Here is a 16660-nt window from a genome sequence, read left to right as displayed (position 1 = left end):
GCTTCCGGGGCGTAGGTAGCTGTCAATTGGAGTCCCACTGAATGGCCCGTATTGCAGGCGTTAACATTCCAGATAACAAGCATACTGTTATCTCGCTGACCTACATCTATGGTGTTGGTCGCACTACTGCGCAGAAAATCTGTGCAGTGACTGGGGTAAACCCAGCAGCAAAGATCAAGGATCTGAGCGACGAGCAAATTGAACAGCTGCGTGGCGAAGTGGCGAAGTTCACCACTGAAGGTGATCTGCGTCGCGAAATCAACATGAAAATCAAGCGCTTGATGGACCTCGGTTGCTATCGCGGTCTGCGTCATCGTCGTGGTCTGCCAGTACGCGGTCAGCGTACCAAGACCAACGCGCGTACCCGTAAAGGTCCGCGTAAGCCGATCCGCAAGTAATCGCCCCAGCGAATCGACAGGAATTTAATCATGGCAAAACCTGCTGCTCGTCCTCGTAAAAAAGTTAAAAAGACAGTGGTTGATGGCATCGCCCACATCCATGCCTCTTTTAACAACACCATCGTGACCATTACCGACCGTCAAGGTAACGCTCTTTCCTGGGCTACCTCCGGTGGTTCGGGTTTCCGCGGTTCCCGCAAGTCCACCCCGTTCGCTGCTCAGGTAGCTGCTGAGCGTGCTGGTCAAGCTGCGCTGGAATATGGCCTGAAAAACCTCGACGTAAACGTCAAGGGCCCAGGTCCAGGTCGTGAATCCGCAGTCCGCGCTTTGAACGGCTGTGGCTACAAGATCGCCAGCATCACCGACGTGACGCCAATCCCGCACAACGGGTGCCGTCCGCCGAAGAAGCGCCGCGTGTAATCCAGGAGATTGTAAAGAATGGCTCGTTACATTGGTCCAAAATGCAAACTCGCTCGTCGCGAAGGCACCGATCTCTTCCTGAAGAGCGGCGTGCGCGCGATCGAATCGAAGTGCAACATTGAAGCAGCACCTGGTATCCACGGTCAGCGCCGCGGTCGCCAGTCCGACTACGGCACCCAGCTGCGTGAGAAGCAGAAGGTTCGTCGTATCTACGGCGTTCTCGAGCGTCAGTTCAGCAGCTACTACAAAACTGCTGCCAGCAAGAAAGGTGCAACCGGTGAAAACCTGCTGCAACTGCTCGAATGCCGTCTGGACAACGTCGTATACCGTATGGGCTTTGGCTCGACTCGTGCCGAATCCCGTCAGCTGGTATCTCACAAGTCGATCAGCGTTAACGGTCAAACCGTAAACGTTCCTTCGTACCAGGTTCGTGCTGGTGACGTGGTCGCTGTTCGCGAGAAAGCAAAAAATCAACTTCGCATTGTCCAAGCTCTCGATCTGTGTGCTCAACGTGGCCGCGTAGAGTGGGTAGAAGTAGACACTGAGAAGAAGTCGGGCGTTTTCAAGAACGTTCCTGCTCGCAGTGATCTGTCCGCCGACATCAACGAAAGCCTGATTGTCGAGCTCTACTCCAAGTAAGGGCTAGAAAATAGGTGCATCCATGCAGATTTCGGTAAATGAGTTCCTGACACCCCGCCATATTGATGTGCAGGTTGTCAGTCCAACCCGCGCCAAGATCACTCTCGAGCCTCTCGAGCGTGGTTTCGGCCACACCCTGGGCAACGCGCTGCGCCGCATCCTGTTGTCCTCAATGCCCGGCTGCGCAGTAGTCGAGGCCGAGATTGACGGTGTGCTCCACGAGTACAGCGCCATCGAAGGTGTACAGGAAGACGTAATTGAAATCCTGTTGAACCTTAAAGGTCTGGCTATCAAGCTGCACGGCCGTGACGAAGTTACGCTGACCTTGTCGAAGAAGGGTTCGGGGGTGGTTACCGCTGCCGATATTCAGCTGGATCATGATGTCGAGATCGTTAATCCCGATCACGTAATCGCTAACCTGGCGTCTAACGGCGCCCTGAACATGAAGCTCACCGTAGCTCGTGGTCGTGGTTATGAACCAGCCGACTCGCGTCAGAGCGATGAAGACGAAAGCCGCAGCATCGGTCGCTTGCAGCTTGACTCTTCGTTCAGCCCGGTTCGCCGTATCGCATACGTGGTGGAAAACGCCCGTGTGGAACAGCGTACCAACCTGGACAAGCTGGTTATTGATCTGGAAACCAACGGTACTCTGGATCCTGAAGAGGCTATCCGTCGTGCTGCAACCATCCTGCAACAGCAGTTGGCTGCGTTCGTGGACCTCAAAGGTGACAGTGAGCCAGTGGTTGTCGAGCAGGAAGACGAGATCGATCCGATCCTGCTTCGCCCGGTTGACGATCTGGAACTGACTGTACGTTCGGCTAACTGCCTTAAGGCGGAAAACATCTACTACATCGGCGACCTGATTCAGCGTACCGAAGTAGAGCTGTTGAAGACTCCGAACCTGGGCAAGAAATCCTTGACTGAAATCAAGGACGTTCTGGCCTCCCGCGGTCTGTCCCTCGGCATGCGCCTCGACAACTGGCCGCCTGCAAGTCTTAAGAAGGACGACAAGGCGACTGCCTGATCGTCGTAATCACCGAACGTAGTGTTTGGTAAGGAATGAACCATGCGTCATCGTAAAAGTGGTCGCCACCTGAGCCGCACCAGCTCGCACCGCAAGGCCATGTTCCAAAACATGGCTGTGTCGCTGTTCGAGCACGAGCTGATCAAAACTACTCTGCCAAAAGCCAAAGAACTGCGCCGCGTTGCCGAGCCGCTGATCACTCTGGCCAAGACAGACAGCGTTGCTAACCGTCGTCTGGCTTTCGACCGTACTCGTTCGAAAGCTATCGTTGGTAAGCTCTTCAACGACCTGGGCAAGCGTTACGCTACCCGTGAGGGTGGCTACCTGCGCATCCTCAAGTGCGGTTTCCGCGCTGGCGACAACGCGCCTATGGCGTATGTCGAACTGGTTGATCGTGCTGTCGGTGGTGAAGCTGTATCCGCTGAGTAAGACGTCAGTCTGAAACAAAAAACCGGGCCCAGTGCCCGGTTTTTTGTGTCTGTAAGAAATGCGCCGTTCGTACAAGCTTCTACCCTGTTGAGGTCTGCACTATATGTCGGGGTTTATCGTTAGTATTTTTCTATTGATAGCCATAAGTTAATGAATTTGTGGCTGTCATAGTGATGATCGATACTCCCAACAAGCCGATTAGCCGGCAGTTCAAGACTGACAGAGGAAGAAAATCGCATGAGCCAGAACAAGACGCTTACGACTGCCAGCGGCGCGCCTGTCGCCGACAACCAGAACTCTCGTTCCGCCGGGCCACGTGGTCCGTTGCTGCTCGATGATTTTCACTTGATCGAGAAGCTTGCCCACTTCAACCGGGAGAACATTCCGGAGCGCCGTGTACACGCCAAAGGCTCGGGCGCCTACGGTACTTTCACCGTCACACGCGATATCACGCAGTACACCAGCGCCAAGCTGTTTTCTGCTGTAGGCAAGCAGACACCGACTTTCCTGCGATTCTCCACGGTGGGTGGTGAGCGCGGATCGGCTGACACCGAGCGTGATCCTCGTGGATTCGCTCTGAAGTTCTATACCGAAGAAGGTAACTGGGACATCGTTGGTAACAACACTCCGGTGTTCTTTATTCGCGATCCACTGAAATTCCCCGACTTTATCCACACCCAGAAGCGTCTGCCGCAAAGCAACCTGAAAAGTGCGCAGATGATGTGGGATTTCTGGTCGCACTCACCTGAAGCGCTGCACCAGGTCACCATCCTGTTTTCTGATCGCGGCATTCCGGACGGCTACCGCCATATGCATGGTTTCGGCAGTCATACTTACAGCCTGATCAACGCACAAGGTGAGCGTCATTGGGTGAAGTGGCACTACAAGACCATGCAGGGAATCAAGAATCTCGCCCCGGCTGAGGCGGCACGCCTGGCAGGCACAGATCCAGACTACGCACAACGTGACCTGTTCGAGGCCATCGAGCGCGGTGATTTCCCGAAATGGCGGGTCTGCATCCAGATCATGACCGAAGCTCAGGCCGCGGCGCATTACGAGAACCCGTTCGACGTGACCAAGACCTGGTCGCAGAAAGAGTTCCCGCTGATCGAAGTCGGTGAGCTGGAGTTGAATCGCAATCCGCTCAACTATTTCGCGGAGGTCGAGCAGGCTGCGTTCGGTCCGAGCAACATGGTGCCAGGCGTAGGCCTTTCGCCGGATCGCATGCTGCAAGGCCGAGTGTTCGCTTATGCCGATGCGCATCGCTACCGTGTAGGCACCAATCACCAGCAACTGCCGGTGAACGCTCCGCGCAGTCCGGTCAACACCTATCAGCGCGATGGCTCGATGGCATTCGGCAGTAACGGCGGTGCGACCCCCAATTACGAGCCGAACAGTTACGTGGAGTCGCCGAAACAGGCGTCGCACTACGCCGAACCCGCACTGGCCTTGAACGGTGCTGCTGATCGCTACGATCACCGGGAAGACACCGATTACTACAGCCATGCCGGTGCACTGTTCCGTTTGATGAGTGAGGAGCAGAAAGCCCTGCTGGTCAGCAATATCGCGGGTGCGATGGCAGGTGTTTCGAGTGACGTGGTAGACCGTCAGTTGCAGCATTTCCACAAGGCCGACCTGGCGTATGGAGAAGCAATCGCAAAGCTGCTCAACGTACAGCTTAACGAAGTCTAAACGAGAAGCAGAACCGCCCTCATTAGGGCGGTTTTTGCGTTATTTAACCTGCTTTTCTCAGAATTTCTTCGCTTTTATTGCGCGAAGTAAGTGACCTGACAGTCAGGTTGGTTCAAACTACAGACTTTCAAGAAGGGAGATGTAGGGCGATGCAAGGCCACCCAGACGTTATCGATTACCTCAACACGTTGCTGACCGGCGAACTGGCCGCGCGTGACCAATATTTCGTTCACTCGCGGATGTATGAGGACTGGGGATTCACCAAGCTCTACGAACGAATCAACCACGAGATGGAAGAAGAAGCCGGTCATGCCGACGCTTTGATGCGCCGCATTCTGATGCTCGAAGGCACGCCGCGCATGCGTCCTGATGATCTGGATGTCGGCACCACGGTGGAAACCATGCTCGAAGCGGATCTGCGCCTGGAGTACAAGGTGCGTGCCGCACTGTGCAAAGGCATCGAGCTCTGCGAGAAGCACGGCGACTACGTAAGTCGCGATATCCTCAAGCTTCAGTTGCACGACACTGAAGAAGATCACACCTACTGGCTGGAAAAGCAGTTGGGCCTGATCAAGCTGATCGGTATCCAGAACTATCTGCAATCCCACACCTCCTGATTGCAGCTGCTACAAAAAAGCCCCTGTCACTGATGAAGTGACAGGGGCTTTTTCGTGCCCGTCAATCAGGCTCTATCGCGGATCAGCAGCGGTTTGAGGTAATGGCCGGTATGAGACTGCTTCATCTCGGCCACTTCCTCCGGCGTACCGGTAGCAATGATCTGACCGCCTTTCGAACCACCCTCCGGGCCGAGATCGACCAGCCAGTCGGCGGTCTTGATCACGTCGAGGTTATGTTCGATCACGACCACGGTGTTGCCGTGGTCGCGCAGGCGATGCAGCACATCGAGCAGTTGCTGGATATCCGCGAAGTGCAGACCGGTGGTCGGCTCATCGAGGATGTACAGGGTCTTGCCGGTGTCGCGCTTGGACAGCTCGCGAGACAACTTGACCCGCTGGGCCTCACCACCGGACAGCGTCGTGGCCGACTGCCCGAGCTTGATGTACGACAGACCCACATCCATCAGCGTCTGCAGCTTGCGCGCCAGCGCCGGCACCGCGTCGAAGAACTCCCGCGCTTCCTCGATCGTCATCTCGAGGGTTTCGTGGATGCTCTTGCCCTTGTATTTGATTTCCAGGGTTTCGCGGTTGTAGCGCTTGCTCTTGCACACGTCGCACGGCACGTAGATGTCCGGCAGGAAGTGCATTTCCACCTTGATCAGGCCATCGCCCTGACAGGCCTCGCAACGACCGCCCTTGACGTTGAACGAGAAGCGCCCCGGGCCATAACCACGGGAGCGGGACTCGGGCACGCCGGCGAACAGTTCGCGGATCGGCGTAAACAGGCCCGTATAGGTCGCCGGGTTGGAGCGTGGTGTGCGCCCGATCGGGCTCTGGTCGATATCGACAACCTTGTCCAGATGCTCCAGACCCTTGATGCTGTCGTGGGCCGCGGCTTCCAGGGTGGTTGCACCGTTGAGTGCCGTGGCGCTCAGGGGGAACAGCGTGTTGTTGATCAGCGTCGACTTGCCCGAGCCGGAAACACCGGTCACGCAGGTCAGCAGGCCGATCGGAATCTCCAGATCGACGTTGCGCAGGTTGTTGCCACGAGCGCCCTTGAGCGAGAGCACCTGCTTCTTGTTGCGGGGAGTACGTTTGGCCGGCACTTCGATCTTGACCCGGCCCGACAGGTATTTGCCGGTCAGCGAATCCGGGTGCGCCATGACTTCGTCCGGCGTGCCTTCGGCGACGATCTGCCCGCCATGAACCCCGGCACCCGGCCCGATATCCACGACGTAGTCGGCCAGACGGATCGCGTCCTCATCGTGCTCGACCACGATCACCGTGTTACCGATGTCGCGCAGATGCTTCAAGGTGCCGAGCAGGCGATCGTTGTCGCGCTGGTGCAGGCCGATGGACGGCTCATCGAGGATGTACAGAACCCCGACCAGTCCGGCGCCGATCTGACTGGCCAGACGAATCCGCTGGGCTTCGCCGCCGGACAGGGTATCGGCGCTGCGATCCAGCGACAGGTAGTCCAGCCCCACATTGACCAGGAACTGCAGGCGCTCGCGGATTTCCTTGAGAATCTTGTCGGCGATTTCGCCCCGGCGGCCGGTCATTTTCAGCTCGCCGAAGTAGTCGCAGGCATCGCCAATCGGCAGGTTGGTCACCGCCGGCAGCGTTTTCTCGCCAACCCACACGTGTCGCGCTTCGCGTCGCAGGCGGGTACCGCGGCAGTCCGGGCAGGACTGGGTGCTGAGGAACTTCGCCAGCTCTTCGCGCACGCTCGCCGATTCGGTTTCACGGTAGCGGCGCTCAAGGTTGGGCACGATGCCTTCGAACGGGTGCGAGCGCTTGACGATGTCGCCGCGATCATTGAGGTACTTGAAATCGACGTTCTGCGAACCGCTGCCGTGCAGGATGTACTTCTGCTGGTCGGCCTTCAGCTCGTTGAAAGGTTTTTCCAGGCTGAACCCGTAGTGTGCGGCCAGCGAGCCAAGCATCTGGAAGTAATAGACATTGCGCCGGTCCCAGCCGCGTATCGCACCTTCGGCCAGGGTCAGTTCGCCATTGACCAGGCGCTTGATGTCGAAGAACTGTTTTACCCCCAGGCCATCGCAGGTCGGGCAGGCGCCGGCCGGGTTGTTGAAGGAAAACAGTTTGGGTTCCAGCTCGCTGATCGCGTGGCCGCAGATCGGGCAGGCGAAGCGCGCGGAAAAGATCATTTCTTCGCCCGGCTCGTCGTCCATCGGCGCCACCAGGGCGATGCCGTCCGCCAGCTTCAGGGCAGTCTCGAAGGACTCGGCCAGACGTTGCTGCAGATCGGCGCGAACCTTGAAGCGGTCGACTACCACCTCGATCGTGTGCTTCTTCTGTTTGTCGAGCTTCGGCAGTTCGTCCAGCTCGCAGAGCCGACCGTTGACCCGTGCCCGGACGAAACCCTGGGCACGCAGCTCTTCGAACACCGACAGATGTTCGCCCTTGCGTTCGCGGATCACCGGTGCGAGCAGCATCAGCTTGCTGCCTTCCGGCTGGGCCAGCACCAGGTCGACCATCTGGCTGACGGTCTGGGCCTCCAGCGGGATGTCGTGATCGGGGCAGCGCGGTGTACCGACGCGTGCATACAGCAGGCGCAGGTAGTCGTAGATTTCGGTGATGGTGCCGACCGTGGAGCGCGGGTTGTGCGAGGTCGACTTCTGTTCGATGGAAATGGCGGGTGACAGACCTTCGATGGTGTCGACGTCGGGTTTTTCCATCATCGACAGGAACTGCCGGGCATAGGCCGACAGGGATTCGACATAGCGGCGCTGACCTTCGGCGTACAGCGTGTCGAAAGCCAGGGACGACTTGCCGGATCCGGACAGGCCGGTGATGACGATCAGTTTGTCCCGTGGCAGGGTCAGGTCGATGTTCTTCAGGTTGTGGGTACGGGCCCCACGTATCAGGATCTTGTCCAAAGTGGCCTCGCTCGGCGGGCTTCGAAAACACAGGAGTATACGGCCAAATACTGGATGGATGCACACTATCGAATGAAGGGTTTTTCGCCTTGCATGAAGAGAATTTCATCTGTACGTGGCAAAGCGTCGCGATATACCCCGTCTTTCGATGGGACTGGTAGAATCGCCGCCGGTTCACACGAGGTTTTTCCATGCACGATCCCCACAGCGAACGCATGAGTGGCAGCGAGACCCGCGCGGCGAGCGGTCTGGCACTGGTGTTCGCCTTCCGTATGCTTGGCATGTTCATGGTGCTGCCGGTACTGGCGACCTATGGCATGGATCTGGCGGGAGCGACCCCGGCTCTCATCGGGCTGGCGATTGGCGCCTACGGCCTGACCCAGGCGATTTTCCAGATCCCGTTCGGAATCATTTCCGACCGTATCGGCCGCCGTCCGGTGATTTTCCTGGGGCTGATCGTCTTCGCCCTCGGCAGCGTGCTGGCGGCCCAGGCGGATTCGATCTGGGGCGTTATCGCCGGTCGCATCCTGCAGGGCGCCGGGGCGATTTCCGCGGCGGTCATGGCTCTGCTTTCCGACCTGACCCGCGAACAGCATCGCACCAAAGCGATGGCGATGATCGGTATGACCATCGGCCTTTCGTTCGCCGTGGCCATGGTGGTCGGCCCGCTGCTGACTCGCGCATTCGGTCTTTCCGGCCTGTTCCTGGCCACTGGCGGCATGGCGCTGGTGGGTATCGTGATCGTGCAGTTCATGGTGCCGAAATCCACCGGGCCGCTGAGTCATCGCGAGTCCGGTGTTGCGCGTCAGGCATTGATGCCCACGCTCAGGCACCCGGACCTGCTGCGTCTGGATCTGGGCATTTTTGTGTTACATGCGATGTTGATGTCGAGCTTCGTCGCGCTGCCTCTGGCGCTGGTGGAAAAGGCCGGGCTGCCCAAGGAACAGCACTGGTGGGTCTACCTCACAGCCTTGCTGATCTCTTTCTTCGCCATGATCCCGTTCATCATCTACGGCGAGAAGAAACGCAAAATGAAACGAGTTTTGCTCGGCGCCGTCATGACGCTGATGCTCACTGAGCTATTCTTCTGGCAGTTCGGTGACAGCCTGCGGGCTCTGGTGATCGGCACGGTGGTGTTCTTCACCGCGTTCAATCTGCTGGAGGCTTCGCTGCCGTCGCTGATCAGCAAGGTTTCACCGGCAGGCGGGAAGGGTACGGCCATGGGCGTGTATTCCACCAGCCAGTTCCTCGGTTCGGCACTCGGCGGGATTCTCGGTGGCTGGATGTTCCAGCATGGCGGTCTGTCGGTTGTGTTCCTCGGATGTGCCGGGCTGGCTGCCATCTGGCTGGCCTTTGCTGTTACCATGCGCGAACCACCCTACGTGACGAGCCTGCGCTTGCCGTTGTCGCCCGAGGCGATCCGCGAAGCGGGTCTGGTCGAGCGCCTCAGGGCCCTCGTGGGGGTAACGGATGCAGTGATAGTCGCCGATGAAGCGGCTGTTTACATCAAACTGGATAAAGAATTAGTGGATCGCGACACCCTCGAACGCCTGGTGAACAACCCGGCCGAGGCTGCTTGCGAAGCCTAGGAGAACGTTATGGCCCGTGGGGTTAACAAAGTCATATTGGTCGGCACTTGCGGCCAGGATCCCGAAGTTCGCTACTTGCCTAACGGTAACGCCGTGACCAACCTGAGTCTGGCAACCAGCGAACAGTGGACCGACAAGCAGACCGGTCAGAAGGTCGAGAAGACCGAATGGCACCGCGTATCGATGTTCGGCAAGGTTGCCGAAATCGCCGGCGAATACCTGCGCAAGGGTTCGCAGGTTTACATCGAAGGCAAACTGCAGACCCGCGAGTGGGAAAAGGACGGCATCAAGCGTTACACCACTGAAATCGTGGTCGACATGCAAGGCACCATGCAGCTGCTGGGCGGCCGTCCACAACAGGGCGACCAACAAGGCGGTGGCAATAACTATCAGCAGCAGGCGCCACGCCAGCAGGCCCCGCGTCCGCAGCAGTCGGCACCGCAACAGCGTCCGGCTCCTCAGCAGGCCGCACCGCAACCGGCTCCGGATTTCGACAGCTTCGATGACGACATTCCGTTCTGATTCGCTGCTGCATCCGCTTTGAACAAAAAGGCCCGTCGCTGAACACGACGGGCCTTTTTCATGGGCGCAGGTTTTTCAGTCGAGAATCAGATGCGGCAGGAACCGGCTCGAATCCTTGGTGATCAGGCTGTTGTCCTCGCGCACGCCAATTCCCGCCGCCTGATCGCCGATGACCCATGACCCGATCAGCGTGTAGCTGTCATCGAACTTCGGCAGCGGCGCAAATTCCTGCAGGATGAAGGGCGCATCCGTGTAGGGACCATCCTCTTTGACGATCAGACCGTCGGCAGTTTGCAGCTCGATGTTGGCACCTTCCCGGGAGAAGTAGGGTTTGCGTACCCAGCCTTTCGGCACAGCGCTTCCCGGATTCGGATCAAGATGCGCCGCCAGCAGATTCGGATGACCCTTGTGCAACTCCCAGAGCAGGGGCAGGGCGCCCTTGTTCGAGAGAATGGCTTTCCACGCCGGTTCGAAAAACTGCGTATCGCAGTCGGCAATGGCGGCGCCGAACGGCTCGTGGAAGATGAACTCCCAGGCATGCAGCTTGAACAGGTGCGGGATCCAGCGATCCTCGAGGTCGACGAAACGCCCGTCACTCGTCAGGCCGATGTCTTCGATATCGATGTGCCGGGATTCGATGCCGACCTTTTCCGCGATCAGTCGCAGGTAGTCTGTGGTGCCCTTGTCTTCGACGGAGCCTTTCATCGAGGCAAAGTAGAAAGGACGCTTGAGCTTCAACGCGGCAAAGGCTTCATGCAATCGTGTGTCGATGCTGTTGAACTGGTCGGCATGGCGCGGCAGCATCCCGCGCTCGATGCATTGCTCCAGCCAGCCCCACTGGAAGGCCGAGGCCTCGTAAAGGCTGGTGGGCGTGTCGTAGTTGAGTTCCAGCAGTTTCGCCGGACCGTTGCCGCTGTAGGAGAAGTCCATGCGCCCGTACAGATGCGGATGACCTTCCAGCCAGGACGTTCGGATCATGTCGTAGTACGGCGCGGGGATGCTCAGGCGATCGAGCAGTTCTTCGCTGTGCACGACCCGATCCACCAGATCCATGCACATCTCATGCAGTTCGGCAGTCGGATCCTCGAGATCGTTTTCGATCTGTGCGAGCGTGAACTGGTAGTACGCGCGCTCGTCCCAGTAGGGCTCGTCGTCGATGGTGTGGAACAGAAAGCCGAGGCTTTCGGCCGTCTGTTTCCAGTCGTGGCGCTCGGCGCAATGGATCTTCTTCATCAGCTGCTCGAACTGCCCCAGCCGCCCCAACCGCTGCGGGCGCTGGACTGGCTGCCGAAACCGCCACGGGACGTCGAAGACGCCACGTTGACCGGTTTGCTCCGGGAACCGGTGTAGTCCGAACTGCTGCTGGTGCGCGTCGATTCGATACGCCGGTTCAGCGTCGAAGTGCCGTACGTCTGACGGGCAGGGCGGTCACGATACACCGTCCGCGTGTTGTTGCTCATGGCATTGCCGATCAACCATCCGGTGAGCCAGCCGTTACTCGACCCGCCACCGCTGGAGACGTGAGTCGTGCTCTGGGTCTGGACAGGTTCGGCATCGCCCGCCGGCATCTGCGCATTGGCAATCGCATCGAGGTTCTGCGCCGGTTCGGGATTTGGCGGCACCTTGAAACCACCGAGCTTCGGTACAAAACGCCCGTCGGAATTTTTCTGACACCAACCGGCGGCAAAGTCTGCGTCACACTTGCTTTTGTCGTCATACGCCGGGGCAATGCGCCGGTGTTCGGCCAGCGCTGCGACGTAGGCGTTCGAGCAGGCATCGGCTGCCACTTCGGCGTCGACGCACTGTTCCACGCTCTGGAAGGTGCGCTGTTGTGCCTCGGCGGTTGCTTCACCGGAAATCGCCAGGGCCACCGAAGCGGCCAGCGACAGTTGGACGTACTTGCTTCGTTTCATCTCAGGCTTCCTGCCGATCAGTAGGACGGGGTCATGCACGCAGCGTTGAGCATGCCGACGCTGATTGCCACCGCCGCCACGTAGATGCCGGCGGCGACTTCACCGTTGGCGATGCGTTGCGATGTGCCCTTGAGCACCAGCCCGGTGGCCAGAAAAGCCAGCAGTTGCACCACGGCAGCGATCACGGCCCAGAGGACGAAATCGAGGACGTTGATCGAGTGAGCGATGATGTTGCTCGCCGGAATCGCGAAACCGATGATCGCACCCGACAGGGCGATGGCCGCCGCGTTGTTGCCGGCGCGAATCAGTTCGAACTCCTTGTGCGGCGTGATGCGTGTGTAGACGAACTGAAACAGCATGAACAGCAGTACGGCGCCGATCAGATAGGCGACGAAGCCCACCAGCGCGGCCTTGTTCAGGGAGACGGACAGCACTTCCAGCATGAGGAACTTCCTTTTAAATGGTGCTCAGATCGGTGGTGTACAGCGAGATGCCCAGCGATGTGCTCAGGCTGACGGTGCCTTCTTCGTCCTGTTCGACGGAGAACAGCAGCAGTTCGCGGCGGTCGGTCAGGCCGGTTTCCCGGGCGTACAGCATCGAATGGTGCTCGATGGTGTAGGACTCGTCGGGATTGATCACCTGCTCGGTGAGCGGGACCAGTTCGGTCTGACCGCGTTCGGTGCCCCATTCGCGGGTAAAGGTGACACCCTCATGGGTATAGGCCGGCAGACCGATCAGGCTGTTCGGGCCCGCCAGGCGCTGCAGCTCGGCATCACTGTTGACCGTGACGTAGCTGAGGTAATTGAACAGCGTCACCGATTCGATCTGATCGTCGCCGGTGACGTGAACCTGCAGCCAGAAATCTTCGTTGTCCAGGTAGTAACGATGCAGCTTGTTCGACTGACCGAGGTCGATCCAGCCGGCGCTCCAGATGGCCTGGGCATCGGGAACCCTTACCGAGGTGCTGCCGTCGAGCAGCAGGCCGAGCGTCGAATCGAAGCGGATCGCCTTGCCCTGCGCCAGCCCCAGCGGACCGCCGGCCGCCTCGCGTACGGGGGCCGGGCCGGTGCCGAGCAAGTTCTTTAACCATCCCATGGGTACATTCCTTGAAGCGGGTGGAGGTGTTCTTTGGCAAAACGCCGCTAGTGTACCGGCCTCGTGACGAACGAGCAGGCAAAAAAGAAGGGCACCGGGTGCCCTTCTTTTCCCTGTCGCCCTTACTGGGCCGACTTCTGCTTCAGGCGCTCGAGAATCGCGTTGGCGCTGCCTTCGTTCGGCGTGATGCCGGCTTCGCGCAGCTTGCGGTCCAGGTCGTTGCCGGTCGTGGCATCGGCCAGTTCGTCCTGAGCGTTCAGCTCGGCGGCGCGTTGTTTTTGCTTTTCCTGCAAACGGTTCAGGGTGCCGACCGCGGTTTCCAGTTTGCCATTGGCGCCGCCGCTGGCGATGGACGCACTGACCTGGGCCTTCTGCACGCTTTCACGGGCCTTGGCCATGTCCACTTGCTGGCGCAGGCTCTTGATCCGCGCTTCGGCCTTGTTGATGTCCTTGCGCATGTTGTCGGCGTAAGTGCCGAACTCGTCGCTCTGGGCTTTCTCGGTGTTCAGGTCGTTGGTCAGGGTCGAAATCGCTTCGGCGACTTCCATGGCCAGGTCTTCACGACCGGCGTTCAGCGCGGAAACGGCCTTGGCTTCCAGATCCTTGATCTTGGCGTCGTACTCGCTCACGCGGTCGGCGGAGAGTTTGTGCTTGGCCATGATGGTGACCAGTTCGCGACGGGCATTGGACAAGGCGCTGTCGGCGTCACGGATTTCCTGGTCGAGGATGCGCAGGGCCTGTTGATCGACGATCGCTTCGCCGACTTCACTGGCGCCGCCGCGCAGTGCGGTGAACAACTTGCTCCAGATGGACTGAGTCATTGGATATTCCCTGTTGATTACTTGAAGAAGTGTTCGAAGGCTTCGCTGGCGCGCTGCACGTTATCGACCAGGGTTTTCACCTCGGTAACCACGTTGGTCAGGCTCGAATCCGCGCTCAGTGCGCCGAACATGTTGTAGACGGTCTGCCCGTTGGGCATGGTCTCGATGCCGATCGACGACAGCGGGAACATTTCCCGGCTGCGCAACACGGCGTCGTTGAAGGCGCGCACGTCGGTGATCGAATCGATGTCCACCAGCACGGTATCGACGATGATTTGCTGACCGGCGATGGCGATGTGAATCGGCAGGCCGCCGAACTCGTTCATTTCCAGTTTGAGGCTGGGTTCGGCGCTCTGGATCAGGGACAGCGTGATCTCGTGCGATGCCACCTCGTCCAGCGCCTTGAAAGCGTTGTAGAGGCTATCGATGTTCCAGTTGTTGCCTGCGCTCATGTAATTCTCCGACATGAATGAGCCAGCCAGAATCGGTTGGCGTAGCTGTTGCTCCATTTGCTTGAGCAAGCTTCGGTTTTCGGGAAGCACCCAAGTTTCGTGTTTCACATAACCGGCGGCAGCCAGGCCCGCGCGCATCTGCTTCATGTAGAAGCTCGACGGCTTTTTCGCGGACGGTGTCGAGCGCACTCCCTTCGGGCTCTCCGATTTTGTTGCGGGGGAGTTGCTTTTCATGGCGATGACTCCGTTATGAACATCTCACGCGTGAGCCACACTACAGCCAATCCAAAGTGCCATCAATGGCTCACGCGTGAGTTTTTTTTAGTGCACGAAAAAAAGGCCCGCAACATGGCGGGCCTATATGTTGACGAAGCTTCGTTACAAGGATTGGCGGCTGGCCGCGATGAATTCGTCTGCCGAGACCACGCTGGCGTAGGCAAATGCCAGCGAAGACATAAACGCCGCATGCACCTGGGCCGCCGGCACGGTCACGCCATTGAATTCCAGATCGCGGGTGGCGCAGGCATCGTGGATCACCGTGACGGTGTAGCCCAGATCCGCCGCCGCACGGGCGACACCATCGATGCACATATGACTCATGCTGCCGACCACCACCAGTTCCTTGATGTCTTTCTCATCGAGGATCGATTGCAGTTCGGTTTCGCGGAAGGCGTTGACGAAGTGTTTGAGCACCACCGGTTCGTCGGCGCGGTTGAGCACCTTGGGGTGCAGCTTTGCGCCCTCGGAACCCGGAGCAAAAAACGCTGCGTCTGCAGAGGCGAACTCGTGGCGGATATGGATCACCGGTTTACCCGCTTCACGGAACGCGGCGATCAGTCGGGCGGCGTTGTCGGCGGCGGCATCGACGCCTGACAGCGGCCACTTGCCCTGGGGGAAGTAGTCGTTCTGGATATCGACTACGATGAGTGCTTGCCTGGCCATGGGGTGTCCTCGAAGTGTTGTTGAGAGTGGATTCAGTATTGGCGCGAAGCGCGGTTTCGAGGATTGGCCGCACCGACAATAAGCAGGGGAAAACTGACAATGGGTGTTGAAAGGGCCGTTGCCGAGCTGGGCGTGCTGATTTATCCCGGTGCGCAGATGGCGGCGGTGCATGGTTTGACCGACCTGTTCGGCGTGGCCGAGCGGATCGCTGCCGAGCATCGGGCCGAGCAATTGCCGCGCCTGCGGGTCAGTCACTGGCAGGTCGGCTCCGATCACGCGCCGGTACGGATCCACGACAGCCATCCGGCAACCGATACGGGATTGCTGGCGGTGTTGATCCCGCCTTCGATCGCCGGGTTCAGCGCAGAGCAGGCAACACCGCAACTGCTGCAATGGCTGCGCGAGCAACACGCCCGGGGCGCGACGTTGGGCGGGGTCTGCGTGGGTTCGTGGCTGCTGGCCGAAAGCGGCCTGCTCGACGGGCGCAGCGCCACCACTCACTGGACCTCGGCCAAGGCCTTTGCCGAGCGTTATCCGCACATCAAGCTCAAGGCTGACACACCGGTTGTCGATGACGGCGACCTGATCACCACTGCCGGGCTGATGGCCTGGTCGGAGCTGGGACTGCGACTGGTCGATCGATTGTTGGGGCCGAGCATCGCCAGCGCTACCGCGCGGTTTCTGGTGATGGATCACAGCGACAGCGCCAGTGCCTGCGGCAGCAACTTCGCGCCGATCCTCGGCCATGGCGATGCGTCGATTCTCAAGGTCCAGCACTGGCTGCAGAGCACCGGTGCGACCGATGTATCGCTTGGGGCGATGGCCGAACGCTCGGGCCTGGAAGAGCGCACATTCCTGCGCCGGTTCCGTGCCGCGACCGGGCTGAAACCCACCGAGTACTGTCAGCACCTGCGGGTCGGCAAGGCCCGGGAAATGCTCGAGTTCACCAACGGCACCATCGATCACATTGCGTGGACGGTGGGTTATCAGGATCCGGGGGCCTTTCGCGCCATCTTCAAGAAAATCACCGGGCTGACACCGAGTGATTATCGCAACCGGTTCGGCGTGTCCCCGCCGACAGCGCTGGCAAAATAACACCGGTCGGTCGTGCAAAATGCCGGGGCCATGGCCCCGGTCGTGCAGATTGAAACGGGCGGGGTGCCAGTACGAAATGGCTAATGCACTGATTCCCGTGAATTTTCCCGCG

Annotated in this window: 18 protein-coding genes; 10 read left to right on the top strand and 8 right to left on the bottom strand. The window is 59.2% G+C overall.

The window, feature by feature from the left end:
* The first annotated feature begins 41 nt into the window (after window positions 1-41).
* The 7 genes from rpsM to bfr all read left to right on the top strand — a co-directional run bounded on the left by rpsM (window position 42) and on the right by bfr (window position 5219).
* Window positions 42-398 carry a 30S ribosomal protein S13 gene (gene rpsM, locus NWV16_RS25395; RefSeq protein WP_003186020.1) on the top strand — a complete coding sequence of 119 codons (357 nt, stop codon included), beginning with the start codon at window positions 42-44 and terminating at the stop codon, window positions 396-398.
* 30 nt (window positions 399-428) lie between these two features.
* Window positions 429-818 (top strand): 30S ribosomal protein S11, encoded by a 390-nt coding sequence (rpsK, locus tag NWV16_RS25390; RefSeq protein ID WP_002555466.1) that lies wholly within the window; start codon window positions 429-431, stop codon window positions 816-818.
* Between the two features lie 18 nt (window positions 819-836).
* Window positions 837-1457 (top strand): 30S ribosomal protein S4, encoded by a 621-nt coding sequence (rpsD, locus tag NWV16_RS25385; RefSeq protein WP_065259512.1) that lies wholly within the window; start codon window positions 837-839, stop codon window positions 1455-1457.
* A gap of 22 nt (window positions 1458-1479) precedes the next feature.
* Window positions 1480-2481, top strand: a complete 1002-nt coding sequence (locus NWV16_RS25380) for a DNA-directed RNA polymerase subunit alpha (protein WP_003186012.1) — start codon at window positions 1480-1482, stop codon at window positions 2479-2481.
* 42 nt (window positions 2482-2523) lie between these two features.
* Window positions 2524-2910 carry a 50S ribosomal protein L17 gene (rplQ, locus tag NWV16_RS25375; protein WP_007955635.1) on the top strand — a complete coding sequence of 129 codons (387 nt, stop codon included), beginning with the start codon at window positions 2524-2526 and terminating at the stop codon, window positions 2908-2910.
* A 237-nt stretch (window positions 2911-3147) separates the two neighbouring features.
* Window positions 3148-4602, top strand: coding sequence for a catalase (locus tag NWV16_RS25370; protein WP_260521200.1), 1455 nt, complete (start codon window positions 3148-3150; stop codon window positions 4600-4602).
* A gap of 149 nt (window positions 4603-4751) precedes the next feature.
* Entirely contained in the window at window positions 4752-5219 is a 468-nt protein-coding gene (bfr, locus tag NWV16_RS25365) for a bacterioferritin (protein ID WP_065259514.1), read from the top strand.
* 65 nt (window positions 5220-5284) lie between these two features.
* Here the strand turns inward: bfr and uvrA are convergent, their stop codons facing one another.
* The gene (gene uvrA, locus NWV16_RS25360) at window positions 5285-8119 is read right to left on the bottom strand and encodes an excinuclease ABC subunit UvrA (RefSeq protein WP_260521199.1); all 2835 of its coding nucleotides are present in this window, start codon (window positions 8117-8119) and stop codon (window positions 5285-5287) included.
* 191 nt (window positions 8120-8310) lie between these two features.
* On the opposite strand from uvrA, the gene NWV16_RS25355 reads away from it, so the two are divergent.
* Together NWV16_RS25355 and NWV16_RS25350 are read left to right on the top strand one after the other, a co-directional pair.
* On the top strand, window positions 8311-9708 hold the full coding sequence (locus tag NWV16_RS25355; protein WP_065259515.1) for an MFS transporter: 1398 nt from the start codon (window positions 8311-8313) through the stop codon (window positions 9706-9708).
* A 9-nt stretch (window positions 9709-9717) separates the two neighbouring features.
* Window positions 9718-10230, top strand: a complete 513-nt coding sequence (locus NWV16_RS25350; RefSeq protein WP_065259516.1) for a single-stranded DNA-binding protein — start codon at window positions 9718-9720, stop codon at window positions 10228-10230.
* Between the two features lie 75 nt (window positions 10231-10305).
* On the opposite strand, the gene NWV16_RS25345 is transcribed toward NWV16_RS25350, so the two are convergent.
* The 7 genes from NWV16_RS25345 to NWV16_RS25315 form a co-directional block, all read right to left on the bottom strand.
* Window positions 10306-11463 (bottom strand): glutathionylspermidine synthase family protein, encoded by a 1158-nt coding sequence (locus NWV16_RS25345; RefSeq protein ID WP_260521198.1) that lies wholly within the window; start codon window positions 11461-11463, stop codon window positions 10306-10308.
* Complete coding sequence (locus NWV16_RS25340; RefSeq protein WP_260521197.1) at window positions 11463-12143, bottom strand: DUF1190 domain-containing protein; 681 nt, start codon at window positions 12141-12143, stop codon at window positions 11463-11465. The genes NWV16_RS25345 and NWV16_RS25340 overlap by 1 nt, the downstream gene beginning before the upstream one ends.
* A gap of 17 nt (window positions 12144-12160) precedes the next feature.
* Window positions 12161-12586: a DUF350 domain-containing protein gene (locus tag NWV16_RS25335; protein ID WP_260521196.1), complete on the bottom strand. Its 426-nt coding sequence runs from the start codon at window positions 12584-12586 to the stop codon at window positions 12161-12163.
* 13 nt (window positions 12587-12599) lie between these two features.
* Window positions 12600-13238: a YjfK family protein gene (locus tag NWV16_RS25330; protein WP_260521195.1), complete on the bottom strand. Its 639-nt coding sequence runs from the start codon at window positions 13236-13238 to the stop codon at window positions 12600-12602.
* Between the two features lie 122 nt (window positions 13239-13360).
* Window positions 13361-14059: a PspA/IM30 family protein gene (locus NWV16_RS25325; RefSeq protein WP_260521194.1), complete on the bottom strand. Its 699-nt coding sequence runs from the start codon at window positions 14057-14059 to the stop codon at window positions 13361-13363.
* 17 nt (window positions 14060-14076) lie between these two features.
* On the bottom strand, window positions 14077-14745 hold the full coding sequence (locus NWV16_RS25320; RefSeq protein ID WP_065259522.1) for a YjfI family protein: 669 nt from the start codon (window positions 14743-14745) through the stop codon (window positions 14077-14079).
* A gap of 144 nt (window positions 14746-14889) precedes the next feature.
* Window positions 14890-15453, bottom strand: a complete 564-nt coding sequence (locus NWV16_RS25315; protein ID WP_260521193.1) for a cysteine hydrolase family protein — start codon at window positions 15451-15453, stop codon at window positions 14890-14892.
* A gap of 99 nt (window positions 15454-15552) precedes the next feature.
* On the opposite strand from NWV16_RS25315, the gene NWV16_RS25310 reads away from it, so the two are divergent.
* Entirely contained in the window at window positions 15553-16548 is a 996-nt protein-coding gene (locus tag NWV16_RS25310) for a GlxA family transcriptional regulator (RefSeq protein ID WP_260521192.1), read from the top strand.
* Window positions 16549-16660: the final 112 nt, after the last annotated feature.

It is taken from the genome of Pseudomonas sp. BW7P1 (genome assembly GCF_024981055.1).
Taxonomy (GTDB): domain Bacteria; phylum Pseudomonadota; class Gammaproteobacteria; order Pseudomonadales; family Pseudomonadaceae; genus Aquipseudomonas; species Aquipseudomonas bananamidigenes.
Note: the sequence above shows the minus strand (reverse complement) of the source record. Positions and strands in the feature narration are given on the sequence as shown.